Annotated in this window: 22 protein-coding genes and 1 pseudogene; 11 read left to right on the forward strand and 12 right to left on the reverse strand. The window is 62.8% G+C overall.

All coding sequences use genetic code 11. The features are described 5' to 3' along the window. Positions 1 to 250 precede the first annotated feature (250 nt). Positions 251 to 1,069 carry a hypothetical protein gene (locus KUL25_RS04880; protein WP_257891911.1) on the forward strand — a complete coding sequence of 273 codons (819 nt, stop codon included), beginning with the start codon at positions 251 to 253 and terminating at the stop codon, positions 1,067 to 1,069. Between the two features lie 104 nt (positions 1,070 to 1,173). Continuing rightward, the gene (locus KUL25_RS04885; protein ID WP_257891912.1) at positions 1,174 to 2,517 is read left to right on the forward strand and encodes a PQQ-like beta-propeller repeat protein; all 1,344 of its coding nucleotides are present in this window, start codon (positions 1,174 to 1,176) and stop codon (positions 2,515 to 2,517) included. Here KUL25_RS04885 and KUL25_RS04890 read toward each other — a convergent pair. Both KUL25_RS04890 and guaA read right to left on the reverse strand, forming a co-directional pair. Continuing rightward, positions 2,514 to 3,119, reverse strand: coding sequence for a YdcF family protein (locus tag KUL25_RS04890; protein ID WP_257891913.1), 606 nt, complete (start codon positions 3,117 to 3,119; stop codon positions 2,514 to 2,516). The genes KUL25_RS04885 and KUL25_RS04890 overlap by 4 nt on opposite strands. Next, entirely contained in the window at positions 3,110 to 4,702 is a 1,593-nt protein-coding gene (gene guaA / locus KUL25_RS04895; protein ID WP_257891914.1) for a glutamine-hydrolyzing GMP synthase, read from the reverse strand. The genes KUL25_RS04890 and guaA overlap by 10 nt, the downstream gene beginning before the upstream one ends. A 287-nt stretch (positions 4,703 to 4,989) precedes the next feature. On the opposite strand from guaA, the pseudogene KUL25_RS04900 reads away from it, so the two are divergent. Then, positions 4,990 to 5,508, forward strand: a pseudogene (locus tag KUL25_RS04900) (outer membrane protein); the annotation flags it as partial. A gap of 179 nt (positions 5,509 to 5,687) precedes the next feature. Then, positions 5,688 to 7,241, forward strand: a complete 1,554-nt coding sequence (locus tag KUL25_RS04905) for a trimethylamine methyltransferase family protein (RefSeq protein WP_257891915.1) — start codon at positions 5,688 to 5,690, stop codon at positions 7,239 to 7,241. A gap of 123 nt (positions 7,242 to 7,364) precedes the next feature. Here the strand turns inward: KUL25_RS04905 and KUL25_RS04910 are convergent, their stop codons facing one another. Beyond that, positions 7,365 to 7,607: a DUF6477 family protein gene (locus tag KUL25_RS04910; RefSeq protein ID WP_068354837.1), complete on the reverse strand. Its 243-nt coding sequence runs from the start codon at positions 7,605 to 7,607 to the stop codon at positions 7,365 to 7,367. 474 nt (positions 7,608 to 8,081) lie between these two features. Here KUL25_RS04910 and KUL25_RS04915 point away from each other — a divergent pair, with 474 nt between their 5' ends. From KUL25_RS04915 to lipA, 3 genes are all read left to right on the forward strand, one after another. Then, on the forward strand, positions 8,082 to 8,948 hold the full coding sequence (locus KUL25_RS04915) for a DUF6456 domain-containing protein (RefSeq protein WP_345790933.1): 867 nt from the start codon (positions 8,082 to 8,084) through the stop codon (positions 8,946 to 8,948). 274 nt (positions 8,949 to 9,222) lie between these two features. Next, positions 9,223 to 9,495 (forward strand): hypothetical protein, encoded by a 273-nt coding sequence (locus KUL25_RS04920; RefSeq protein WP_257891917.1) that lies wholly within the window; start codon positions 9,223 to 9,225, stop codon positions 9,493 to 9,495. A 106-nt stretch (positions 9,496 to 9,601) separates the two neighbouring features. Further along, on the forward strand, positions 9,602 to 10,549 hold the full coding sequence (gene lipA / locus KUL25_RS04925; protein WP_257891918.1) for a lipoyl synthase: 948 nt from the start codon (positions 9,602 to 9,604) through the stop codon (positions 10,547 to 10,549). 94 nt (positions 10,550 to 10,643) lie between these two features. On the opposite strand, the gene KUL25_RS04930 is transcribed toward lipA, so the two are convergent. The 5 genes from KUL25_RS04930 to hpt form a co-directional block, all read right to left on the reverse strand. Beyond that, on the reverse strand, positions 10,644 to 12,083 hold the full coding sequence (locus KUL25_RS04930) for a methyl-accepting chemotaxis protein (protein ID WP_257891919.1): 1,440 nt from the start codon (positions 12,081 to 12,083) through the stop codon (positions 10,644 to 10,646). Positions 12,084 to 12,141: 58 nt separating this feature from the next. Next, complete coding sequence (locus tag KUL25_RS04935; RefSeq protein ID WP_257891920.1) at positions 12,142 to 13,041, reverse strand: c-type cytochrome; 900 nt, start codon at positions 13,039 to 13,041, stop codon at positions 12,142 to 12,144. Between the two features lie 6 nt (positions 13,042 to 13,047). After that, positions 13,048 to 13,509 (reverse strand): c-type cytochrome, encoded by a 462-nt coding sequence (locus tag KUL25_RS04940; protein WP_257891921.1) that lies wholly within the window; start codon positions 13,507 to 13,509, stop codon positions 13,048 to 13,050. Positions 13,510 to 13,643: 134 nt separating this feature from the next. Next, positions 13,644 to 14,612, reverse strand: coding sequence for a hypothetical protein (locus KUL25_RS04945; protein ID WP_257891922.1), 969 nt, complete (start codon positions 14,610 to 14,612; stop codon positions 13,644 to 13,646). A gap of 104 nt (positions 14,613 to 14,716) precedes the next feature. Continuing rightward, positions 14,717 to 15,259 (reverse strand): hypoxanthine phosphoribosyltransferase, encoded by a 543-nt coding sequence (gene hpt, locus KUL25_RS04950; protein WP_068354820.1) that lies wholly within the window; start codon positions 15,257 to 15,259, stop codon positions 14,717 to 14,719. An 85-nt stretch (positions 15,260 to 15,344) separates the two neighbouring features. Between hpt and KUL25_RS04955 the strand changes: the two genes are divergently transcribed. After that, positions 15,345 to 15,788 (forward strand): type II toxin-antitoxin system RatA family toxin, encoded by a 444-nt coding sequence (locus KUL25_RS04955; RefSeq protein WP_257891923.1) that lies wholly within the window; start codon positions 15,345 to 15,347, stop codon positions 15,786 to 15,788. Between the two features lie 94 nt (positions 15,789 to 15,882). On the opposite strand, the gene KUL25_RS04960 is transcribed toward KUL25_RS04955, so the two are convergent. The 4 genes from KUL25_RS04960 to KUL25_RS04975 form a co-directional block, all read right to left on the reverse strand. Beyond that, positions 15,883 to 17,067 (reverse strand): ammonium transporter, encoded by a 1,185-nt coding sequence (locus KUL25_RS04960; protein WP_257891924.1) that lies wholly within the window; start codon positions 17,065 to 17,067, stop codon positions 15,883 to 15,885. A gap of 141 nt (positions 17,068 to 17,208) precedes the next feature. Beyond that, positions 17,209 to 17,673 carry a CinA family protein gene (locus KUL25_RS04965; protein WP_257891925.1) on the reverse strand — a complete coding sequence of 155 codons (465 nt, stop codon included), beginning with the start codon at positions 17,671 to 17,673 and terminating at the stop codon, positions 17,209 to 17,211. Further along, a complete protein-coding gene (locus tag KUL25_RS04970; RefSeq protein WP_257891926.1) occupies positions 17,670 to 18,155 on the reverse strand; it encodes a phosphatidylglycerophosphatase A family protein in 486 nt (161 codons plus the stop codon). The genes KUL25_RS04965 and KUL25_RS04970 overlap by 4 nt, the downstream gene beginning before the upstream one ends. Further along, positions 18,152 to 19,318: a bifunctional 2-C-methyl-D-erythritol 4-phosphate cytidylyltransferase/2-C-methyl-D-erythritol 2,4-cyclodiphosphate synthase gene (locus tag KUL25_RS04975; RefSeq protein WP_257891927.1), complete on the reverse strand. Its 1,167-nt coding sequence runs from the start codon at positions 19,316 to 19,318 to the stop codon at positions 18,152 to 18,154. The genes KUL25_RS04970 and KUL25_RS04975 overlap by 4 nt, the downstream gene beginning before the upstream one ends. Positions 19,319 to 19,520: 202 nt before the next feature. On the opposite strand from KUL25_RS04975, the gene dusB reads away from it, so the two are divergent. From dusB to KUL25_RS04990, 3 genes are all read left to right on the forward strand, one after another. Beyond that, positions 19,521 to 20,486, forward strand: a complete 966-nt coding sequence (gene dusB / locus KUL25_RS04980) for a tRNA dihydrouridine synthase DusB (protein ID WP_257894817.1) — start codon at positions 19,521 to 19,523, stop codon at positions 20,484 to 20,486. Then, positions 20,483 to 21,553, forward strand: a complete 1,071-nt coding sequence (locus KUL25_RS04985) for a two-component system sensor histidine kinase NtrB (protein ID WP_257891928.1) — start codon at positions 20,483 to 20,485, stop codon at positions 21,551 to 21,553. The genes dusB and KUL25_RS04985 overlap by 4 nt, the downstream gene beginning before the upstream one ends. A gap of 75 nt (positions 21,554 to 21,628) precedes the next feature. After that, positions 21,629 to 23,008 carry a response regulator gene (locus tag KUL25_RS04990; RefSeq protein ID WP_257891929.1) on the forward strand — a complete coding sequence of 460 codons (1,380 nt, stop codon included), beginning with the start codon at positions 21,629 to 21,631 and terminating at the stop codon, positions 23,006 to 23,008. Positions 23,009 to 23,037: the final 29 nt, after the last annotated feature.

The raw sequence follows: 23,037 nt of genomic DNA on the forward strand, positions 1-23,037 counted from the left end.
TTCCCGAATATGTTGCTTTTTGTACGCTAAACCGACCGGCTCGGATTACTTTTTTTGGGCGCGCAGCACAAGAGTGAACTGAACGGTTCAGAATAGGCAGTTTGGGCAGTGTTCTGCTTGCGCAACGCCCGTGCCGGGGGAAGGCAGACGGCAGATGCAAACCTGCACCGTCAACCGGGCCTTGCCCCCATGGGCCAAGGCGAGGTAAGCCCCTACGCAACATATAGTGATCCGGGGTGGAGCGGCGTCCATGGCCAATACCGACAGTTTTATTGATGAAGTCAGCGAAGAGGTCCGCCGCGACCGGTTATATGCGCTGATGCGGCGGTGGGGGTGGATTCCCATCCTTGTCGTGATCGCGATCGTGGGCGGCGCGGCCTACATCGAATGGCAAAGCGCGCAGCAGCGGGCCCAGGCGGAAGCCTTTGGCGATGCGCTTCTACAAGCGCTTGACGGTGACGACACCGAGGCGCGTATCGCCGCTTTGGAAGCCGTGGAGGTCCCCTCGGCCGAAGCGGGCATAATCCTGGCGCTTCTGACCGCCGGTGAGGCCGCGAATGGCGAGGATCGCGCCGATGCTGCCACCCGCTTGCGGGCTGCCGCGGACGCCCCGGGCGTGGCCCGCCGCTACGTGGATCTGGCGCTTTTGAAGGCTGAAATGCTGGACCCGGCCCCCGAGGCCGAGGCCCGCGCCACGCTGGAGGCCCTTGCAGCCCCTGGCGCACCGTATTCGGCGTTGGCCGAAGAGCAATTGGCCCTGATGGAGGTGCGCGCGGGCGATCTGGACGCCGGACTTGATCGGTTGCGCGCGATCGAGCGGAGCGCCGCGGCAACGGCAGGCTTGCAACAACGCGCCGGGCAGTTGATTGTGGCGCTGGAAAGTGGTGCAATCCTGGTGGATGCCCCGGCAGAAGAGGCGCCTGTTGAGGAAGCGCCAGCTGACGAGGCACTTACCGAAGAGGCGCCCGCTGTTGAGGCTTCTGCTGAGGAAAACGCCGAAGGCGCGACCGTGCCAGTCGAAGATGGCGCCGCGGATGCAAGCACCGAAGGTGCGGCCGAGGAAAACTAGGGCCCGCGCGCGTAAGCGCCCAGGCCCGCAGGACGAGCAACGCGAGGACCCGACCGGGCAACAGCCCTGTGTCCCATGGTCCCGAAACGAGTGGTGGACGCGGCATGAGCCTTGTAGACACGATTTTCCCATCCCGCAGGAGCCTTACGGCAGGTGTGGCAATCGCCGCGACCTTGGTGCTTGTGGGGTGCGAACGGGAAACGATCCTGCCTGGTGAACGTTTTTCGGTTGAGTCCATCCTGAACGACGGTGCAGAGGCGACCGTCACCCGCGATGCGCCCCAAGCCATCAGCCTGCCCAACCCGGTGCGCCTCTCGGCGTGGGAACAGCGTGGCTATAACGCGCTTAACCGGACGCCTCACGCGGCGCTCGGGAACGCGCTTACAGAGGTCTGGACCGCACAAATCGGCCAGGGCAACACGCGGCGTCACCGCATTTCGGCCGATCCCGTGGCCGCCGATGGCCGTGTCTTCACGCTCGACAGTCGAGCGGGTGTCGTGGCCACGTCGCTGACCTCGGGCGCGGCGCTTTGGGCGGCAGACTTGCAACCGGGGTTTGACCGGGGCGGCAATGTGTCGGGCGGCGGTCTCGCCGTGTCGGGGGGGCGCCTTTATGTGACCACCGGTTTTGGCGAATTGATCGCGCTGGACGCGGCCACCGGTGGCGTTCTCTGGCGGCAACGGCTTGATGCGGGCATCGGCGCGCCCACGGTCGCGGGCGGCACCGTTTATGTTGTCAGCCGTAACAATCAGGGGTGGGCGATTGACGCTGACACCGGGCGGTTGGAATGGAACGTGCCCGGCACCGATTCCCCCGCGCTGCTGACCGGGGGCGCTGCCCCCGCGATCACGGATCGTCTTGTTGTCATGCCGTTCGGCTCGGGCGAGATCGGTGGCGTCCTGCGCCGCTCCAGCGCGCTCCTGTGGAACACCTCGGTCGCGGCGGGGCGCGATGGCGTAGCTTATGCCAACATCAATGACGTCACCAGCGATCCTGTCATCGTCGGCAATCGCTTCTACGCGGGCAACCAATCGGGCCGGGTCGTCGCGTTTGACACCGCCCGTGGTGAGCGGATCTGGCAAGCGGACGAGGGCGCTTATTCGCCGGTCCTGCATACCGGCGGCGACTTGTTCTTCGTGTCGGATCGGAACGAGTTGATCCGTCTCGACGCGGGCTCGGGCGCGCGTATCTGGGGCACCGAACTGCCGCTTTACACCAATGACCGCGAGCGTCGCCGCCGTGCCGTGTTCACTCATTATGGCCCCATCCTTGCGGGCGGGCGGCTGGTCATGGCCTCGGGCGATGGCAACATCCGTTTCTTCAGCCCGGAATCCGGCGCGCTGGTTGGTGCGGTCGAAATGCGTCAAGGCGCCGCCGCCCATCCGATCGTTGTCAGCGACACGCTTCTTGTTGTGACCGAGGACGGTCGCCTGACGGCGTATCGCTAGATCAGCAGGGCGGCCCGGGCGTCTTCGGGCAACCACGGCGTTGCCGCCCAAACCACGATGCGGCCCGCGTTGAACCAGATCGCAACAGCTTCGCGGAGCAGCGGCATCAGGCGCAGGCGCGGCATGGCTGATGCGTCAAGGGCGATGTCTTCAAACCCCATCACACGAAACGCCACCCAGGAGCGTGGCAAATGGAACGCGTCGGTGACGACGATGATCCGGGCCGTTTCCGGCACAATCCGCGCGGTGAACAAAGCGTTCTGCAACGTCGAGCGGCTTTCGGCTTCCACCAGGATCGCCTCTGGCGGGACCCCTCGGGCGACCGCGATTTCGGCCATCAGCGGGGCGGCAACGATGCCGGTGAAGGCGATCTGCGGGGCGACGCCCGCCTCGAACAAGTCCGCGCAGGTGACGGCGCGCTCATAGCTGTTGCGGGTCAACGTGTTGGGGGTGGAGCCTGCGCCAAGGCAGATGATCGCATCGGCACGCGCGGGGGCCGAATGTTCGGGCCAGGCGTATGCCGTCACCACGACCGCGGCGAAGGTCCCCAGGTAGATCAGCAAGACAAATCTCAGCGCGCGGCCAAGACGCCTCACTCCCATTCGATTGTTCCTGGGGGTTTCGACGTGATGTCATATGTCACGCGGTTGATGCCCGGTACCTCGTTGATGATCCGCGTCGCGGTTTCGCCCAGAAAGTCGTGGGTGAAGGGGTAGTAGTCGGCGGTCATGCCGTCGACCGATGTGACCGCGCGCAGGGCACAAGCGTAATCGTAGGTCCGCCCATCGCCCATGACGCCCACGGTGCGGACCGGCAGGATCGCCACGAAGGCTTGCCAGATCTCATCATAAAGGCCGTGCTTGCGGATCTGATCGATGTAGACGGCGTCGGCCTCGCGCAGGATGTCCAGCTTGGCGCGGGTGATCTCTCCGGGGCAACGGATGGCGAGGCCGGGGCCGGGGAAGGGGTGGCGGGCGATGAAATGGGCGGGCAGGCCAAGCTCTCGACCCAATGCGCGGACCTCGTCCTTGAACAACTCCCGCAGGGGTTCCACCAAGTTGAGCCCCATCTTTTCAGGCAGACCGCCGACATTGTGGTGCGACTTGATAGTCACCGAGGGGCCGCCGGAAAAGGACACGGATTCAATGACATCAGGATAAAGCGTCCCTTGGGCAAGGTAGGACGCGCCCTCGATCTCATTGGCATACTTCTGGAAGACGTCGATGAACAAACGCCCAATGATCTTCCGCTTTGTTTCCGGGTCGGAAACGCCCTCCAACTCACTCAGGAACAGATCCTGTTCTTCGGCGTGGATGACGTGCAGGTTCATGTGATCGCGGAACATCTCGACCACTTCCACACCCTCATCCAGGCGCAATAACCCGTGGTCCACGAAGACGCAGGTCAGCTGGTCGCCGATCGCCTCATGGAGCAGCGCCGCCGTGACCGAGCTATCGACCCCGCCCGACAGTGCGCAGATCACCTTCGCGTCGCCCACCTGGGCGCGGATCGCGTCGATGGCTTGTTCGCGGTAGGCGTCCATGGTCCAGTCGCCGGTGAAGCCCGCGAGTTTCACAAAGTTCTCATAGAGCATTGCACCGCGCGGCGTATGGTGCACCTCTGGATGAAACTGAACGGCGAAGAAATTGCGCGCGACATCCGCCGTGATGGCATAGGGCGCGTTGGGGGAGGTGCCAAAGACCTCGAACCCCGGTGCCAGTTTGGCAACGTGGTCGCCGTGGCTCATCCAGACTTGTTCGCGCCCGTCCGAGAACCAGCCCTGCAACAGGGCCAAGGCGCCCGTTGGCTCCACGAAGGCGCGCCCGAATTCGGCGGTGCCGCCGCCGCCGGAGATCTTGCCCCCGTGCACCTCGCCGCCCAGGTCCTGCATCATCACCTGCTGGCCATAGCAAATACCCAGGATCGGAACGCCCGCGGTGTAGGCGGCTTGTGGCGGCCGGGGCGAGCCTTCGCGCGTGACCGAATCCGGCCCACCCGAAAAGATGATCGCCTTGGGGGCAAATGCCTCGATGAAGGCGTCATCGACGTTCTGATAGGGGTGGATTTCGCAGTATACGCTCAACTCGCGCAGACGGCGGGCGATGAGTTGCGTGACCTGACTGCCGAAATCGATGATCAGCAGGCGTTCATGGAGGGCGGGGTCTGGGACAGCGGCTGTGTTCATGGCACGGCACTAAGCCGCGTCACTTCGCTGTGCAAGAGCGCGTGTGTCACTTCAATGCAACTGGTTTGCAGTATCCATGTGGCATCAGTCCCATTCATCTTGAGCCAAGTGCCAGCCTCGCCATATGAAAGCACACATTTTTGGAACCTTGAGTGATGGAAGCCGTGAAACAGAAGTTTTTTGTCGTAGCCGCCATGTTGGGCTTTGCATCACCCGCATTGGCCACAGGCTAGGTTGCGCCGCCACCGCCACCGGTCGTCGTTGAAACACCATATGATTGGGCGGGTGCTTATGTTGGCGCTGGTATTTCGCTGAATTCGTTCGACGCGAACGATATCACCTTCGGCCCCGGACCCTTTGATGTCGATGGTGAGACGTTCAGCGTTTTCGCAGGCTATAACTTTGCCGTTAGCCAGTTCATCTTGGGTGTCGAGTTGAGCTATAACTTCGGCGGAATGGCCGGCGATGATGGCTCTTTCATGAACCCCTTCGAAGTCGACTCGACTTTTCAAGCAGAGGTCCGGGCCGGCTATGCTCTCGACAATGTCTTGCCGTATCTTACGGTCGGCGTCGTCAGCTCTGATTTCTTCTCGAACCATGGGGGTTTCGGCGCCGCGAACCAGAATTTCACCGGATATTCCGTAGGGGTCGGCGTTGATTACGGCGCCACGGATCAGATCGTGATCCGGGCCGAGATCGAGCAGGTGATGTACGATACTGATAACTTTGATTTCGGCGGCGGCGACCTGCACGAATTTGAAATTGATGGCACTCGCTTCACGTTGGGCGCGGCCTTTCGCTTCTGATAACTGCTAAATTGAGGATGTTGCCCGGCCAAGGCTTCTTGGTCGGGCATTTTATTGTGCGATTATGGCTGCCTGCGTGGTCCATGTCGCATCCGCGTCCCACATGTCGCAGTTCACCGATGGGCGGGGGCCGCCGCAGGATAATCAGGGGGCAACGGATCAGGCCTTTGGAGGGTGTCATGGGCGAAGTGGAACAGGCAGGCGGTCGGCGTAGGGCTCGGGGCGGTGGCGGAGCTGCGCGGCGCGCGTCGCGCGGCGCAGTCAGCTTCGAGACGGCGCGCTTCATCGAGCGCAAGATCCCCAACCTGGAGATGCTGAACGAAGAGGCGCTCGAGATCATCGAGGCCAACGCCGAGACGGTGCTGGAAGAGATCGGCGTCATGTTCGTCGAAAACCCCGCCGCGCTGCAACGCTGGCGCGATGCGGGCGCGGATGTGCGCGGCGAGCGGGTGCATATCCCCCGGGGCCTCGCGCGCGAATTGGTGAAGACCGCGCCCTCGAAATTCACGCAGATCGCGCGCAATCGCGCCCGCGATGTGGAAATCGGCGGCAACACCTTGGTCCTTGCGCCCGTCTACGGGCCGCCGTTCGTGCACGATCTTGCGGGCGGGCGGCGCTATGGCACGATGGCGGATTTCGAAAAGTTTGTGAAGCTTGGCTACATGTCCAAGTGGTTGCACCATTCCGGCGGCACCGTGTGCGAGCCGACCGATGTGCCGGTCAACAAACGCCACCTCGACATGCTTTATGCCCACATGTCGCTGTCGGACAAACCCTACATGGGATCGGTGACAGACCCGTCGCGGGCCGTTGATTCCATCGAGATGTCGAAAATCCTATTCGGGGCGGATGTGGTTGAAAACAACACCGTCATGACCTCGCTGATCAACATCAACTCGCCCCTGACCTTCGATGGCGTGATGATGGGCGCGTTGGAACAATATGCGGCGGCAGGCCAGGCCTCGATCATTTCGCCCTTCATCGTGGGCGGCGCCATGGCACCGGTATCCGTGGCGGGCACCCTGACGCAATGCCTGGCCGAGGGGCTGGCAGGCGTGGCCTATTCGCAGTTGGTGCGGGCGGGATCACCGGCGATCATGGGGGCGATGGTGACGTCGATCGACATGAACTCTGGCGCGCCGACCTTTGGCACGCCCGAGGCCTCGCAGATTACCTATGGCATGGGACAGCTCACCCGCCGCCTGGGGCTGCCATTTCGCTCTTCTGGGTCGTTCACCGGCTCCAAGCTGCCCGATGCGCAAGCGGGATATGAGACGGCGAATTCGCTCAACATGGGACTTCTGTCGGGGGTGAATTTCATGCTTCACGCCTGCGGGTGGCTGGAGGGCGGCCTTGCGGCCTCACCCGAGAAGTTCGTGCTGGATGCCGACCAGTTGGGCATTCTGCACCGGATGGCCGAAGGCGTTGCGGTGGACGAGGGGGCGCAGGCGATGGACGCCCTGCGCGAGGTTGGCCCCGGTGGGCACTTCCTTGGTTGCGCGCATACGCAGGACAACTATCAAACGGCGTTCTGGCGCACGGGCGTGCTGGATTACAAACCGTATGAGACCTGGACCGACGAGGGCAGCCGATCCAGCTACGAGTTGGCGGCGGCAAAGGTGCAACGGATGTTGGACGACTACCAGCAGCCCCATCTAGATCCGGCCACAGACGAGGCGCTGCGTGCGTATATGGCCGAAAAGAAGGCGTCCATGCCAGACGCATTCATCTAGAAGAACGACCGCCCTTCGGGCGACGGTTTTTTGGGGTGAGTCGGCCCATTGGGAATTGCCAATGGGCTGGCTTATCCACAATTTCGCCACATTCATGAACGCCGCCAATTCTATTCGAATTGTCTAGTTCACACCCCGGGCGGCTGCGATCAGCGCACTCATGACCTGGACGTGCCGGGTGGGGGAATATCCCATCCCACCGCCCATGCGCGCGGCGTTCAGCATTTCTTCTTCGGCCAGCAGTTTGCCGACGGGCCGACGCTTGGCTCGGCGGTGCGCATCCCCTGTAACACAAGCCAAAGTGGCGGCTTTTACCAACAGGCCGGGGCGGTGCATTGCAGAGAGGTGGGTGGTCAGATCAGTCATATCGAACGCTCCTGTGGGATCAATTTCTGTCCCGACAGTGACTCGATTCTTGCCCCTGTTGCGCGGTGCGACGCCTGTGCGCGCGCACCCTTCGGGATTGTTTACAGAAAAGAAACAATTTTCGACTTATCCACAGTTTTTAACGATTCAGTAATCAATACGGCGGAAATCTGCACGGGTTGTCACGCAAACTCAAAGGGCCCAAAGGCCATGACCTACCAAGACCCAAACATCAGCCCAAGACTGCCGGGATGGGTGCCAGAGGCGGCACTTCAATACCTGGCGCATGTGGCTGAAGGTCAATCGCTGCGTGACATCGCAAAAGAGACCGGGCAGGCGCCGTCGACTATTTCTCGACGGATTCGCCATATCGAATCCCGGCGCGACGATCCTTTGATCGATGAGGCACTCAGCTGCTTGGCCGAGGCAACCAGGCCAGCTCAAAACCGGACAATCAATAAGGAGATGAGGCGCATGACTGCCCCCATACGTACGCCACTTCACGACGAGGCAATGGTAACCCGTGAAGCCCGGCGCATTCTTCGCCGTCTATGTGAAACCGGCGCCGTTCTGGCCGTGGCCCAAGACATGGACAAAGCCGTGGTGTTGCGACAGGGCCTGGATGGTGACCAGACCCGCACCGCTGTCGTTGATCGCCGCGTGGCGCAAGCCTTCGCGGTGAAGGACTGGATTTCCTGCGTGCAACAGGGCGGCAAGCTGGCCCGCTACGCGATCACCACGGTCGGCAAGACCGCCCTGAAACGCCTGCTGGACGAAGACCGCAAGCGCCGGATGGGCACGGCGGGCTTTGCCGAAGGGCCCACCAGCTTTCAGGGCCAGCATGCAGACTGGGGCACGCGCTCGGTCGCTGGGGAAGGGGGCAAGCGTGAAAGATTGCGCGTGAACCTGTCCGAGTCGCCCCTGGCGGGCCTGGCGCGGCGGAAGGGCTCGGACGGGAAACCGTTTCTGGGGGCCGCCCTAGTGCAAGTTGGAGAGCGCCTGCGCGAGGACTTCGAGCGCGCCCAGATGGGTCCGCGTGTCGGGCAGAACTGGGACCGGTTCCTCTCGGGCTCGGACCGGGGAGGCTTCATGGCAGACGGTGGCATCGGTGAGGGTCCCCGTGCGGCACGCGCCCGCGTGTCCGAGGCGCTGGACGCGCTTGGGCCGGGGCTTGGCGATGTGGTGATGCGGGTGTGTTGCTTCCTCGAAGGGCTGGAGTCCGCTGAAAAACGGCTCGGCTGGTCGGCGCGGTCCGGCAAGGTAGTGCTCAAGATCGGTCTGCAACGCCTGTTGCAGCACTATGAAGAGCGGCACGGATTTGTCCCCGCCCAAAGGGACTGACCGGCCCGCTCTGGATTGGCCCAATTGGGGGTGCCCCGATTGGGAGTGCCCGATTGTGGCAATATTATGAAAACGGACCGTTTTCTGCGCTGCGATCGGGCGGTAACGCCCCGTTAATTAAGAAAAAAGGCCAGTTGATACAGGGCATTGTCAACTTGGCATGAATGCAAGGGATTTGCTGCTTTACGGATTGGGTCATCGGGTGCGCGACTGGCGCTGTCTTCAACCTCTCTGTCGCGGCCCATGGCCGTCGACCCAACCCAATGGATGCCCCATGACCCGTCTTACTCGTAAGAGCTTTGCAACCCTCACCGCCCTTGGCCTTTCCAGCGCCGCGCTGCCCGCAGCCGCGCAATCCGCCATGACACCCGCCCAATGTGACGCGATGATGATGGCGGGAACGCAGAATTACTCGGCCTCGGCTGTTGCGGGCTGCACTTCCTATTTCCAGACGCTGGCCCGGAATGCGACCGCTCCGGGTACGTTCTCGGCCTCCAGCACCGGGGGTGTGATTGTCAGCGTCTCGACGTCCGGTTCTGGCGGCTAGGGGCGTCGGGCCTTGCGCCAGTCGCATGACGGCTGTGTCGAAATGGGGCAATTACAATCCGGGCAGATCGCGCTATTTATCAATAACACGAGACCCGGAGGCCCCGATGCGCGACTTGAAGATCCCCGAACAACGGCACCCTGAGAAGGCGCGCCGTCCGGATAATCCTCAGCCCAAGAAGCCGTCATGGATTCGCGTCAAAGCGCCCGTGGGCGAAGGCTACAAGGCCACCGCCAAGATCATGCGCGACCACAAGTTGACCACCGTGTGTGAAGAGGCCGGTTGCCCCAACGTTGGTGAATGCTGGTCCCAGGGCCACGCAACGATGATGATCATGGGCGAAGTCTGCACGCGGGCCTGCACCTTCTGCAACATCGCAACGGGCAAGCCGCCCGAGGCGCTGGACGTCTTTGAGCCGGGCCGTGTGGCCGATGCCGTGCAGAAGCTGGCGCTCAAGCACGTTGTGATCACCTCGGTGGACCGCGATGACGTGGAGGATGGCGGGGCCGAGCATTTCGCCCAAACCATCCGCGCCATTCGCCAGCGGTCGCCCGAGACGACGATCGAGATCCTGACACCTGATTTCATCAAATCGACCCCGGACGCGTTGGACGTGGTCGTTGCCGCAAAGCCCGATGTCTTCAACCACAATCTCGAGACGGTGCCCGGCCTCTACCCCGAGGTGCGGCCGGGTGCGCGTTATTTCCATTCGTTGCGCCTGTTGCAGCGCGTGAAAGAGCTGGACCCGACGATTTTCACCAAATCCGGCATCATGGTGGGCCTGGGCGAAGATCGCCAAGGCGTGTTGCAGGTGATGGACGACATGCGGGCCGCCGACATCGATTTCATGACGGTGGGGCAATACCTGCAACCGACGCCCAAGCACCATGCGGTGGATCGTTTCGTCACGCCCGAGGAATTCGCCAGCTATGAAAAGGCGGCTTGGGGCAAGGGGTTCCTGATGGTCTCGGCCACGCCGCTGACGCGGTCGTCTTACCATGCAGGCGATGATTTCGCGCGTCTGCGGGCGAATCGTTTGGCGAAGCTGGCTTGATCCATTGCCCCCTCGGCCCGCGGGCCATGGGGGCGGAGGGCCCGCGCGGTCACAACTCTGGCCCGAAATTCGCGCGGGGCAGGGCTAGACGCCTCTAGGACCGGGGCTTTAACCCCATCCGCAGGCCGCCCCAATGTCTGCCTCGAACCATGATCGGGGCAGAGACGTCCTTCATCAGGACATGCTGCCCGCCGCCCATGTCCCTCAGGTAGGTTTGCATCAGGAACGGTGCAGTATTCTTTCCGGATTTTAGCCCGACGCGATCGTCGAAAATGCGCCGGTTTCGGCAATGGGCTGCGTTCCACACCTCATCTTCGCCCTGGGGCGCAGAGAAGGCCTTGTTGTGGGTTGGCAGGTAGCCGTTCACATCAACGGCGGCGCAAAAGATGATGCGGTCGCTCATGTCGAGAATCGGGTCTTGCACGGCGGGCAGGACGTTGTCCGTGTAACGGGTGAACGGGGCCAGCACCTGCGGCGGGCGCGTGCCCGCGATGGGCGTATAGGTACGGTCGAACAGGTCCCGCTCCGAGATTTGGCTGTTGTCGAGCCCCGCCTCGAACAGGGCGGCGATCTGGGCGGCGCCATCCTGGATAATTTCGATGAAGGCGGCGTCCGCAAGGTCGCCGCCCAATTCCACTGAAAGCTGCATCGCGTTTTCCGAGATGTCGACAATCTCTTCGGCCCTGTGGTTGGCGTTATGCACCCCTTGAGCGGTGGCGGTCAGTGCCTGTTTGAGGCCGGCGCAAGCCGGGGCGAAATGACCAGCAGCCGTTGCGACGCCAACGACTGTTTCGGTCAATTGTTCGGTCCCCGTGACGGCCGCGCGGACGTCTTGATTGATGTGCGTCAGGGCGTCGTCCACATCGGCGGCATCGTTCAACACCTGTTGCGCGCTGCCGCTTATGTCGTGGGCATCGGTGCGCAGATCGCTGATGGCGCCTTTCAGGGTCAGGGTCGAATCGCGCACATCATTTGCGGCGAGTGTCGTTTGTTTGGACAACGCGTTGATCGCCTCGGCCACGACGGCGAAACCTCGGCCTGCGTTCCCGGCGCGCGCCGCCTCGATCCTGGCGTTGACGGCAAGGATGTTAACTTGTTTTGCGATTCCTGCGATCTTCAGGTTGGCGTTGTTGACCTGTGTCAGCGTGCATTCCACCGACGTCAGCACCTCTTCCAGATTGCCGACCCATTTGGCCACGTCCTTGCTGCGCTTGGCTGTCTGTTTCAGTGTATCGATCGAGCTTTCAACAGTTGTCAGGGCGTGGGTTGTCGCATGTGTGACGGTGTGCAAGCCATCGGTCATGACCTGGGTGGCCTCGGTAAGCGCGTAGGCCTCTCCTGCGATCTGGTCCACGATCTGAAGCTGCGCGCCCGCATCCAGATCAATCTGATGCAGATTAGCGGAGAGTTTGACGATGCATTGCCCGGTCGTTTCCGCCAAGGAACCCAGGCGTTGCAGGCCTGCCCTGGTGGTGCGATGCCGTTCAACGAAGGGCACTTCAGCGTCGCTGGGTATTGGAACGGGAATGGACATGTCTGTGCCTTTTCATGGTGAAGCACAGCCATCTAACATCTGGAGCGTTACGGTGTCGTTAAGGCACACCAGAGCCTTGCGGCACCGCTTGCAGGTAGGCGGCAATGGCCTCGCGATCCTCGGCGGGCAGGTTTGCGAGGTTCTGAATGACCGAGCGCATGTGCCCTCCGGCGTTGTCGAATTCCGGTGTGAATCCATCGTTGAGATAGGCGGCGATCTCATCTTGTGACCAAGTCAGGGCGTCCGGTGTCAGCGCCGGGATCGTCCCGCGTCCCGAGGGGTTGGGCGCGCCTTGCAACCAGCGGCTGCGGTCCAGCGCGCCGATGACATTTCGCGGCGTATGGCACTCGCCGCAATGGGACAGCGCCTCGGCCAGATAGCGCCCGCGCTCTGCCTCGTCGGACAGGTCAACGGAGATCGCGTAATCATCCCGCAGGTTCAGCACGTTCCACAGGCCCACGGCGCGGCGGATGCTGAACGGAAAGCCCACGTCATGGGGCTGCGACGGCGTGTCCGAGGCGGGCAGGGTCTGCATGAAGGCAAACAGATCGGCCAGGTCCTGGCGGTCGGCAAGGCGGTAAGCGGTGTAGGGGAAGGCCGGGTAGTAATGCTGGCCTTCGGGACTGATGCCGTTCTGAAGCGCGGTCAGGAACTGCGGAAGTGTCCAATCGCCGATGCCGTGGGTCGGATCGGACGAGATGTTGGGCGCGCGAAAGGTGCCGAAATCGCTGGGGAACGCCTGGCCTCCGGCCAAAACCAGCCGCTCCTCTGCCTCGGCGTCCTCGCGGCTGTGACATGACGCGCAGCCCGCCGCCCAGAACACTGCTTCGCCGGCCTCTGCGTCGCCCACAAGGCCCGCCACTTCTGTGTCGGTGATGTGTTGGGGCCGCGTCAGCGCCCATGCAGCGCCAAGGCCAATGATGGCCAAGGCGATGGCAATGCGGATGACGCGGCCCACGGGTACTTATTGCGGCTGGCGATAATCATCGTGGCAGGCGCCACAGGCCGCACCCACCGGACCCAATGCCGCTTGCATGGCTTCCAGACCGTCGCCTGCTACCGCGGCCAAGCCACCTGCGGCGTCACCGAACTGGCCCCAGATCTCGATCACCTGGCTGCCCTCTGCCCAGATCGCGGGCAGGGCGCGGGTGCCTTCGATGTTGTCGGTGTCGGTGCCGGGCACCCAGTGGAACCGCTGGTCGATCTGGCTCATGGTGAGCAGGTTGTTGGCGGCCGCCTGGGCAGCCTCGGCATCGTACTCGGTGTTGCCGCGCGCCATCTGTCCCAGCACCCCGATGTTGAGCGCCATGATCTGGAACTGCCCTTGGCGGGCGTTCACGGCCGGGTTGCTGTCTTGCGCCTGGGCCGCTACAGCAAGCGTGCTGACGGCGAGGGTGGCTGCGAGGAATGTCTTGAGGGTGGTCATGCTGGCGTCTCCGAGTTGGGATAAAACTTGGCCTTACGCGTTAGCGTAACTACCTGCGACATTGTGTCAATTCAAACGTCTGTGCATCAGCGCGTGTCCGCTGTGCGGAAAACGCGCGACGGCAACATGCGGCGTCAGAAGTTGTAGCTGCCCTCGACCCGGAAGTCGGTGATGTCACCATCCAGGCCACTTGCGCTGGCACCGATCCCAAGGCCGTTGTCGGCCACATATTCTGCGCCAAACGCATAGCGATCCGCGTCGCCGCCAAACCCGCGGTTGGAAAACAGCGAGGCGCCAAGGGTCAGGTTCTGGAGGGTCGGGATCTCGTAGCGCAGGTTGACCTCGAAGGTGTCCTGGCCAGAGATGAAGTTGACGCCGGTGGAATAGATGCCCTCCACGAATACACCATTGGCCTCATATCGGCCCCCCAGCCAGAAACGTGGATCGGGGTTGGTGCTGGTGCTTTCAACAAACTCGGTGCCGCCGAACAACTCGACGCTTGCGCTGACGTTGTAAAGCCCGGCAAACGCATATGCCGTACCATCGCCTTCCTGATTGAAATGCACGCTCGCGGCGGCTTCAAACATACCGTAGTCGCCGAAATAGGACAGGCCCAGGGCGGGCTCTTCCCCATAGCTCAACCGACGCACGAAGGTGTTGTGCTGGAAAACTTCAAGCAAGAGGGAAATCTCGCTGCGCCCGCCAAAGGTCAGCGGATGATTGGGGAGGAACAAGTCAATGGCGCTTTGCGCGTGACCCACCTGAACCTGACCCGGCCCTAAATTGTAGTACAGGTAAAGGTCCACGTACTCGGTCGGTTCATCTTCCAGGTTCGACAGCACAAATGCATCGAAGCCCAAGCCGAACGCGGCGTTCTGGCCGAAAGGTATCTGTCCCTCCAGATCGATGGTCGCATAATTGAAGGTGTCAAACGCGGGATCATCGGGGATGGAGACACCCAGCGCGATGCGGCCCTCCAGATCAAACGGCAAACTGTCCTGCGCCAGAACAGGCGTGGCACCGTGACCGGCCGCCAGGCAAAGGCAGAACATCGTGCGTGTCGTGAAAAAGCCCAAGGAACCCTCCAATGTATCATCGGCCAAGCTATGAGGTTCAAGTTTGATCGGCACGCTACCATGGATCTGCGCAACGCCAATAAGCGGGTTTCCGCTACGTCACTTACTGTGGGGAAGGGGCCACGTCGCCTTCAGCTGTCTTCCATCACGACGCGGCCGATGAAGGGCAGGTTACGGTTGCGTTGCGCGTAGTCGATGCCGTAGCCCACGACAAATTCGTCGGGGATCTCGAAGCCGACCCAATCGGCCTGAATGTCTACCTCACGGCGGATCTTCTTGTTGAGAAGAGCGATTGTTTTCAACCGATTGGGCTGGCGTTGCTTCAAAAGTGCGACGACATGTTTCAGCGTGTGGCCAGTGTCGACGATGTCTTCCACGACCAGCACATCGCGGCCCTGAATCTCGCCACGCAGGTCCTTGAGGATGCGCACCTCACGAGAGCTCTCCATCGCGTTGCCATAGCTGGAGGCTTCGAGGAAATCGACCTCTACCGGCAGGTCCAGCTCCCGCACCAGATCGGCGATGAACACGAACGACCCGCGCAGAAGCCCCACGACCACCAGCTTGCTGGTGCCTGCGAAGTCGGCCTCGATCTCTCGGCACAGTTCTTCGATCCGCGCGGCGATGGATTTGGCCGAGATCATCTGCTCGACTCTGTAGCCCTGCTGCGCCATTTCGCCCCCAAATCACTGTCATGCCTTGAATTTTCGTCTCCGTTTTATGACATGAAAGCCGAAGGTAAAAGCCGAAAGGGCCGCCGTGCCAAACCATTCAGAGACCCGCGTGCTTCCCTATTCAGCGCGACAGATGTACGATCTGGTAGCCGATGTCGCGCGCTACCCCGAGTTCATTCCGTGGACCATTGCCACGCGGGTGAAATCCGTCGAGCCGGGGGATGATCATGCCGTGATGCACGCCGACATGGTGGTGGGCTTCAAGATGTTCCGCGAAAAATTCCTGAGCCGTGTGACGCTGTGGGAGGACGCCAAAAGGATCGACACGGAATACGTGGATGGACCATTCAAGTACCTGATATCGAATTGGGAGTTCATCGATACAGAGACGGGCTGCGAAGTTCGGTTCAAGGTGGATTTCGAGTTTCGCAACCGCCTGCTGCAAGGTGCGGCCGGCCTGTTTTTCATGGACGCCATGCAACGGATCGTGCGCGCGTTCGAGACGCGGGCAGCGGCGCTTTACGCTTAGAGCGGGCGTTGGCCCGGCATCCCGGCGCGCACTTCAGAAAAAAGCCCGGGGCAATCACCCCGGGCGCCTATCATTTGCTTAACGGTGTTAACGCCTATGAGCTCATGTCGTAGGCCCGTTCGCCGTGGACCGCGATATCAAGGCCTGTCTCCTCCGTCTCTGGATCGACCCGCAGGGGCGTGACCAGCGCCACCCCTTTGGCGATCACAACCGTCAACACCACCGTGTAGATGCCGACCACGGCCAGACCGCCGAACTGGGCCAAGGCGCTGACGTCGCTGCCGAAAATCACGATCATGATGGTGCCGAAGATGCCGCCGACGCCGTGGACGGCGAAGACGTCCAGCGTATCGTCGATCCGTGCCTTGTTGCGGATGAAGTTCACCGCTTCCTGGCACAGGATACCAGCGACCGACCCGATGATCAGCGCGGCCACCGGGCCCACGAAGCCGGAAGCCGGCGTGATAGACGCAAGGCCCGCAATCGTGCCCGTCACCACACCCACGAGGGATGCCTTGCCGTATTTTACCTTCTCCCAAAGGCCCCACGTCAGCGAGGCCGCAGCCGCCGAGATATGGGTTACGGTCAGCGCCATCGCGGCACCGCCATCGGCCGCCAACTGGCTGCCCCCGTTGAAGCCGAACCAGCCGACCCACAGCATTGCTGCGCCGACCATCACCATTCCGGGGTTATGCGGCGGTGTGGTGTGGTTCCTGCGCCGCCCCAGCATCACCGCCAGGACCAGCGCGGCCAGACCCGCCGTCTCGTGCACCACGATGCCACCTGCAAAATCCCGCACGCCCACGTCGCCGAAAATGCCGCCGTCCGACAGCATGCCGCCGCCCCAGATCCAGTGCACGACCGGGGCATAGACGACCAGCATCCAGATCGCACTGAACAGCAGGACGAAGCCGAAGCCGATCCGCTCAACGTAAGCGCCGACGATCAGGGCGGGGGTGATGATCGCGAAGGTCATCTGGAAGGCGAAGAACAGAACCTCGGGCAGGGTGCCCGACAGGGTGTCTGCATCAACGCCGTTGAGGAATGCGCGCTCCAGGCCGCCCCAGTAGCCGCTTTCGCCCGGGCCAAACGCGATGGAATAGCCCACCGCCAGCCACAGGATGCTCATCAGCGCGGCGATGGCGTAGACGTGCATGAACACGCTCAACACGTTGCGCGCGCGCACCAGGCCGCCGTAAAAAAGTGCCAGTCCCGGCAATGACATGAATAGAACCAGCGCCGTGGCGACGATGATCCATGCGGTATCCGCTCCGTTCATTGGATGTCCCTCTCCCTTGTTTCGCGCCGACAGAGCGGGTTGGCGGCGGGGAAAAAAGAGGCAGGGATGGATTTGGGTGATGAAATGACAGGCAATTTGCCAAGTGCCCGGTTTTTGAGCGCTGGTTGGCACCGATGCCCGCTAACTAAGCGCTGCCTGTTCCACCAGTGCCAGCGCGTGGGCGACGGTGCGGGCGCGAACCTCGGCTCGGCCAAGGGCGCCGAAGTCGACCGTTTCCGTGTGGCAGCCCGCCGATGTGGCGAGGCCGAAGCACACCCGTCCCTCGGGTTTATGCTCGGACCCGCCCGGCCCCGCGATCCCGGTGACGGAGACCGCGATTTGCGCGTCCGAACGCGCCAACGCACCCCGTGCCATGGCCTCGGCCACCTGTTCGCTGACCGCGCCGTGGGTGGAGATGACCTCTGGTGGCACCCCCAGCATCTGTGTTTTGGCCCGGTTGGAATAGGTGACGAAGCCGCGGTCGAACACTGTCGACGAGCCCGCCACATCGGTCACCGCCCCGGCGATCAGCCCGCCGGTGCAGCTTTCTGCCGTTGCCAGCATCCAGCCCCGGTCCTTCAAGGCATTAACGGCGTTAACACTCACATCAGCACCAGATGAGCGAAGACCGCGAAGAGCGCCACGATCATCGCCGCCAGCCAGCCCGCGATGATGTCATCGGCCATGATGCCGAAAGCGCCGTGCTGCTTGTCGGCCCATCCGACAGGCCCCGGCTTGAAAATGTCGAAGGCCCGAAACGCGATGAAGGCCGTGATCAAGCCGGGGTAGAGTGCCCAAATATCGGCGCCCATCATGCTTGCGCCGAACGACACCGGCCAAAGGGCCACCCATTGGCCCGCGACCTCATCGATAACGATCTCCGAGGGGTCATCGCTGCTGTCGCCGACTTCCGCCGCGACGGCCCAATATCCAAGCGCCGTCATCGCGAAGGTTGCGGCCAACAGAAGCCAGAAACCGCCCGCCATATGGAGGAAGACCCCAAGCAGTAGCCCCGCCGCACTCCCCCAGGTGCCGGGCGCAGGGCGCAGCAGGCCAACCCCGCCGACGGTCGTGAGCAGACGGGTCACGATGCCACCAGGGTGACGGTCGCTATGGCGGCGATGCCTTCTTCGCGGCCTGTGAACCCCAAGCGTTCCGACGTTGTGGCCTTCACAGACACGCGGCCCACGTCGATGCGCAGCAGCTCTGCCACCCGCGCGCGCATGGCGTCTGCCACGGGGCCGATCTTGGGCTGTTCGCAGATCAACGTCAGGTCGGCGTTGGAGATCGTGAAGCCGCGCGATGCCGCCAGATCCACGGCATGGGTCAGGAAAATATGGCTTTCTGCGCCCTTCCACTGCGGGTCACTCGGCGGAAAATGGGTGCCGATGTCCCCCTCTGCCAGCGCGCCGTAGATCGCGTCCGTCAGGGTGTGCAGCCCGACATCGGCGTCCGAGTGCCCCTGAAGGCCGCGCGTATGCGGAACCGAGACGCCACAGAGCCAAACCTGATCGCCCGGCCCGAAGCGGTGCACGTCGAACCCATTGCCGACACGAATATCCATAGGTCTCTCCAACATCTTTTCGGCGCGCTCAAAATCGCCCGGCGAGGTGAGTTTCAGGTTCTCCTCCGCGCCAGACGTAATCGCCACGCTCACTCCATGGGCGCGCGCCACTGCCACGTCATCCGCCGCAGGACCCTGGAGTGCCCCGTGGGCTGCCCGGATCGCGGCCAGTCGAAAGCCCTGCGGGGTCTGTGCCCGCCACAATCCGGTACGATCCTTGACGCCGTCAACCGTCCCGTCGCCCTGCCAAAGCGCGTCGGTGACGGCAAGGGCCGGGGCCGCGCCCTCGTGGGTGGTTAACGCTGTTAACACTCCGTCGACCACCGCGCGTGACACCAAAGGGCGCGCGGCATCGTGGATCAACACGCTTTCGCAGTCCGCTATTGCCGCCAGCCCCGCGCGGACCGAGGCGTCGCGGGTCGCGCCGCCCATGACGGTCATAAGGGGTGTTTGCGTCTTTGGGCAGGCGTCGGCGAAAATCGCCGCATCGTCGGCGTGGATCACCACGACGATCTGTGCGACATCCGGATGGGTATCGAAGGCCAGGATCGTGCGCGCGATCACCGGGATGCTGCCCAAGTCCCTGTACTGCTTCGGTAATCCACCGCCCATGCGGGTGCCACGTCCGGCGGCCACGATCAGGGCAGCGGCGGGCAACGGGGGCGATATCGAGGGCGCGTGGCTCATGGCCACGGTCTAGGCCCAAAGGCTGGACTGTACAATCACCTGTAGGGGGTGCCTAATTTTCCACCCTGCATGCCTATTTTTTGTGCAATCCAACCCTATTGTATGAAATCAACACGCCGCACCTTTGTGTTCGTTTCGGGCGCGGATTACCTAAGTCGCAGTTGCCCAAGGATTAAGCGTTTTGTCCCTGACCCTCGCCGATATGTCCCTCGATCCTCCTGTCTTGCTCGCGCCGATGGCGGGGATCACAGACCTGCCGTTTCGGCGGCTGGTTGCCAGCTTCGGGGCGGGGCTTGTCGTCAGCGAGATGGTGGCCAGCCAAGAGATGGTGGAGGCAAAAGCCTCCGTCCGGGCGCGGGCGGAACTGGGGTTCGGGGAACAAGCCACCGCCGTGCAGATCGCCGGACGCGAGGCCCATTGGATGGCCGAGGCCGCGCGGATTGCCGAAGGGCAGGGCGCGAGGATCATCGACATCAACATGGGCTGCCCCGCAAAGAAGGTCACGGGCGGCATGTCCGGCTCGGCGTTGATGCGGGATCTGGACCATGCCCTGCGCCTTATCGATGCGGTGGTTAATGCCGTTAATCTGCCCGTGACGCTGAAGACCCGGCTGGGGTGGGATGACGACACGCTGAACGCGCCCACGCTGGCGCAACGGGCCGAAAGCGCGGGCATTCAGATGATAACCATCCATGGCCGTACCCGGTGCCAGTTCTACAAGGGGACTGCCGATTGGTCCGCGATCCGTGCCGTGAAAGACGCCGCCTCTATCCCCGTCATCGCCAATGGCGACATCACCGATGCCCCGGCTGCCGCGCAAGCCTTGCGCTGTTCGGGGGCCGACGGCGTCATGGTTGGGCGCGGCATCCAGGGCCAGCCCTGGCTGGTGGCCGAGATCGGCGCCACGCTTTACGACACCCCGGCCCCGATCCGGCCCGAAGGTGCCGCCTTCGCCGACATGGTGGCGCGTCATTACGAGGACATGCTGTCCTTCTATGGTCAGGCCCTTGGGGCGAAGGTCGCCCGCAAGCATTTGGGGTGGTACATGGACGGCGCCCGTACGCCGCGCGCGCTGCGCAAGTCGATCCTGACGGAAACCGACCCCGCCGCCGTTCTCAAGGCGCTGCCGACGGCGCTGGCGCAGGCCTCGGAAAGGGCGGCCGCATGACCGCGATTACCGATGCGCTCTGGGCCTCGCTGCCGATCCCCGCGCTGATTCTGGATGCCGACGATTGCATTCGCGACGTCAATCCTACCGCCGAACTCTTCCTGAACGCTTCCCGCAAGTCCCTTGAAGGCGCTGTGATGTGGGACAAAATTCAACTCGGCACGCCCTTGCAGGACGCCGTTGCCCGTGTGCGGACGGCGCGCTCGTCTCTCTATGTGAATGCCGTCGATGTGGGGGCCGAGACCCGCAAGCCCGTGTCATGTGACGTCCAGATCGCGGTGCTGGCCGACAAGCCGGATCATGTTCTGGTGCTGTGGGAAAACCGAGAGTTGGTGGGCCGCATGGATCGCGCGATGTCGTCGAAGACGGCGGCGAAATCGGCCATCGGGATGGCCGAGATGCTGGCCCATGAAATCAAGAACCCGCTGGCGGGCATCACCGGCGCGGCACAGCTGATTTCGATGAATGCCAACGCCGAGGATCGGGAATTGACGGATTTGATCGTGGCCGAGACTCGCCGCGTGCTGAAGCTGTTGGAGCAGGTGGAAGACTTTGGCAACGTCCGCCCGCCCGAGCGGCGTGCCGTCAATATCCACGATGTGCTGGACCACGCCCGCAAGTCCGCCTCGGTGGGGTTCGCCGCCCATATGAACATCATCGAGGACTATGACCCGTCACTGCCCCATACATGGGCCGACCCCGATCAGCTTCAGCAGGTGATCGTCAATCTCTTGAAGAACGCGGCTGAGGCCGGGCAATCCGGCGGGACCATCCGCCTGCGCACCTTCTACGAAATGTCTCTGAAAGTGCGGCATCCCGATGGGTCGGGCTCTGCGGTGCCGCTACAGATCGAGGTCATCGACGATGGCCCCGGTATCCCGCCAGAGCTGGCCAAGGACGTGTTCGAGCCTTTCGTGTCGGGCCGCGAGAATGGCACCGGACTGGGCCTTGCGCTGATTTCGAAGATCGTCTCGGACCATGACGGGTGGATCGCGGTTGAAAGCGCGCCCGGACACACCGCGTTCCGCATCTCTCTGCCGGTCGCCCCCAAGGAGGTATCCGAATGACCCATCGCCAAGCCCATCGTTCCAAGTGGAATGATCGTGCCCCCCTCTGCAACCCTCTGAAAGGCGGCTAGATCCATGGACGGAACCGTACTTGTCGCGGACGATGACCGCACGATCCGCACCGTTTTGACCCAGGCCCTGACGCGGGCGGGCTGCAAGGTTCATGCGACCTCCAGCCTCGTGACGTTGATGCGCTGGGTGGAGGAAGGTAAGGGCGATCTGGTGATCTCGGATGTAGTCATGCCCGACGGCAACGGCCTTGATACGCTGCCCCTGATCACCCAGTCGCGGCCCGGTCTTCCGGTGATCATCATCTCGGCCCAGAACACGATCATGACGGCGATCCAGGCGACCGAAAAAGATGCCTATGATTATCTCCCAAAGCCGTTCGACTTGCCCGATCTGATGAAGCGCGCGGCCCGCGCCCTGGACCAGAAGCGCCGCGCCCCCGCGGCCGCGCGCACGTCCGAGCCTGCTCTGCCTGCCAATGGCGAAGATCTGCCCCTGGTCGGCCGGACCCCGGTCATGCAAGCCCTCTACCGCTTGGTTGCGCGGGTGATGAATACCGATCTGACGGTGCTGATCACCGGCGAAAGTGGCACGGGCAAGTCCTTGATTGCGCGCGCTATTCACGACTTCTCGGACCGGCGTACGTTGCCGTTCGTCGTGGCCTCCGCCGCTGATCTGCGGGGTGCGGATGGCCCATCAAGCATCCTGAACCGTGCCAAGGGCGGCTCGATCCTGTTCGATGAGGTCGGTGATCTGGATGAAGAGGCGCAGGCCAAGATCGTCCGTATGCTCGACGCGATGCCGCAGGCCAACCCGCGCATCATGGCGACCTCGCAGAAGGACCTGACCGAGAAGATGGAAGAGGGACGGTTTCGCCAGGATCTGTTCTACCGATTGGGCGGGGTGGGCATCGCCGTGCCGTCCCTGCGTGAGAGGGTTGACGATATTCCGCTTCTCGCCTCGCACTTCCTTGCCCGGGCCGAGCGGGACGGGGCCGCCACGCGCCGCTTCTCGGACCAGGCGCTGGAACTTGTGCGGGCCTATTCCTGGCCCGGCAACGTTCGGCAGTTGGAAAACACCATTCGCCGCCTGACCGTGACGGCCCAGGTCGAAGAGATCAGCCGCGCCGAAGTGGAGGTGGTTCTTGGCTCACAACCCGCGATCGAGCCGCTGATTTCCGGCGCCAGCCAGGGCGACAAGTTGAGCGCGTCGGTCGCCAAGCACCTGCGGCGCTACTTCGACCTGCACGGAGGTGTCCTGCCCGCACCGGGCCTATATGCCCGAATTCTAAAGGAAGTTGAGGCGCCCCTGATCGAAATCGCCCTTGACGCTACGGCAGGCAACCAAGCTAAATGTGCCGATCTTCTTGGCATCAACCGCAATACCTTGCGTAAAAAAATCACCGACCTCGATATTCGCGTGACACGGCGCCGCAAACTGGTGTAATAAAGCCACAAGCGTGGCACATCGGGAAC

Origin of the sequence: Gymnodinialimonas phycosphaerae (assembly GCF_019195455.1) — a bacterium.
Taxonomy (GTDB): domain Bacteria; phylum Pseudomonadota; class Alphaproteobacteria; order Rhodobacterales; family Rhodobacteraceae; genus Gymnodinialimonas; species Gymnodinialimonas phycosphaerae.

Coding starts and splice junctions, on each gene's coding strand:
- KUL25_RS04930 (WP_257891919.1), bottom strand. CDS start 12,083: ATGTCCATTCCCGTTCCAATACCCAGCGACGCTGAAGTGCCCTTCGTT.
- KUL25_RS04915 (WP_345790933.1), top strand. CDS start 8,082: ATGACTGCCCCCATACGTACGCCACTTCACGACGAGGCAATGGTAACC.
- KUL25_RS04960 (WP_257891924.1), bottom strand. CDS start 17,067: ATGAACGGAGCGGATACCGCATGGATCATCGTCGCCACGGCGCTGGTT.
- KUL25_RS04920 (WP_257891917.1), top strand. CDS start 9,223: ATGACCCGTCTTACTCGTAAGAGCTTTGCAACCCTCACCGCCCTTGGC.
- KUL25_RS04885 (WP_257891912.1), top strand. CDS start 1,174: ATGAGCCTTGTAGACACGATTTTCCCATCCCGCAGGAGCCTTACGGCA.
- hpt (WP_068354820.1), bottom strand. CDS start 15,259: ATGGCGCAGCAGGGCTACAGAGTCGAGCAGATGATCTCGGCCAAATCC.
- KUL25_RS04990 (WP_257891929.1), top strand. CDS start 21,629: ATGGACGGAACCGTACTTGTCGCGGACGATGACCGCACGATCCGCACC.
- KUL25_RS04940 (WP_257891921.1), bottom strand. CDS start 13,509: ATGACCACCCTCAAGACATTCCTCGCAGCCACCCTCGCCGTCAGCACG.
- guaA (WP_257891914.1), bottom strand. CDS start 4,702: ATGAACACAGCCGCTGTCCCAGACCCCGCCCTCCATGAACGCCTGCTG.
- KUL25_RS04985 (WP_257891928.1), top strand. CDS start 20,483: ATGACCGCGATTACCGATGCGCTCTGGGCCTCGCTGCCGATCCCCGCG.
- lipA (WP_257891918.1), top strand. CDS start 9,602: ATGCGCGACTTGAAGATCCCCGAACAACGGCACCCTGAGAAGGCGCGC.
- KUL25_RS04880 (WP_257891911.1), top strand. CDS start 251: ATGGCCAATACCGACAGTTTTATTGATGAAGTCAGCGAAGAGGTCCGC.
- KUL25_RS04905 (WP_257891915.1), top strand. CDS start 5,688: ATGGGCGAAGTGGAACAGGCAGGCGGTCGGCGTAGGGCTCGGGGCGGT.
- KUL25_RS04910 (WP_068354837.1), bottom strand. CDS start 7,607: ATGACTGATCTGACCACCCACCTCTCTGCAATGCACCGCCCCGGCCTG.
- KUL25_RS04890 (WP_257891913.1), bottom strand. CDS start 3,119: ATGGGAGTGAGGCGTCTTGGCCGCGCGCTGAGATTTGTCTTGCTGATC.
- KUL25_RS04975 (WP_257891927.1), bottom strand. CDS start 19,318: ATGAGCCACGCGCCCTCGATATCGCCCCCGTTGCCCGCCGCTGCCCTG.
- dusB (WP_257894817.1), top strand. CDS start 19,521: ATGTCCCTCGATCCTCCTGTCTTGCTCGCGCCGATGGCGGGGATCACA.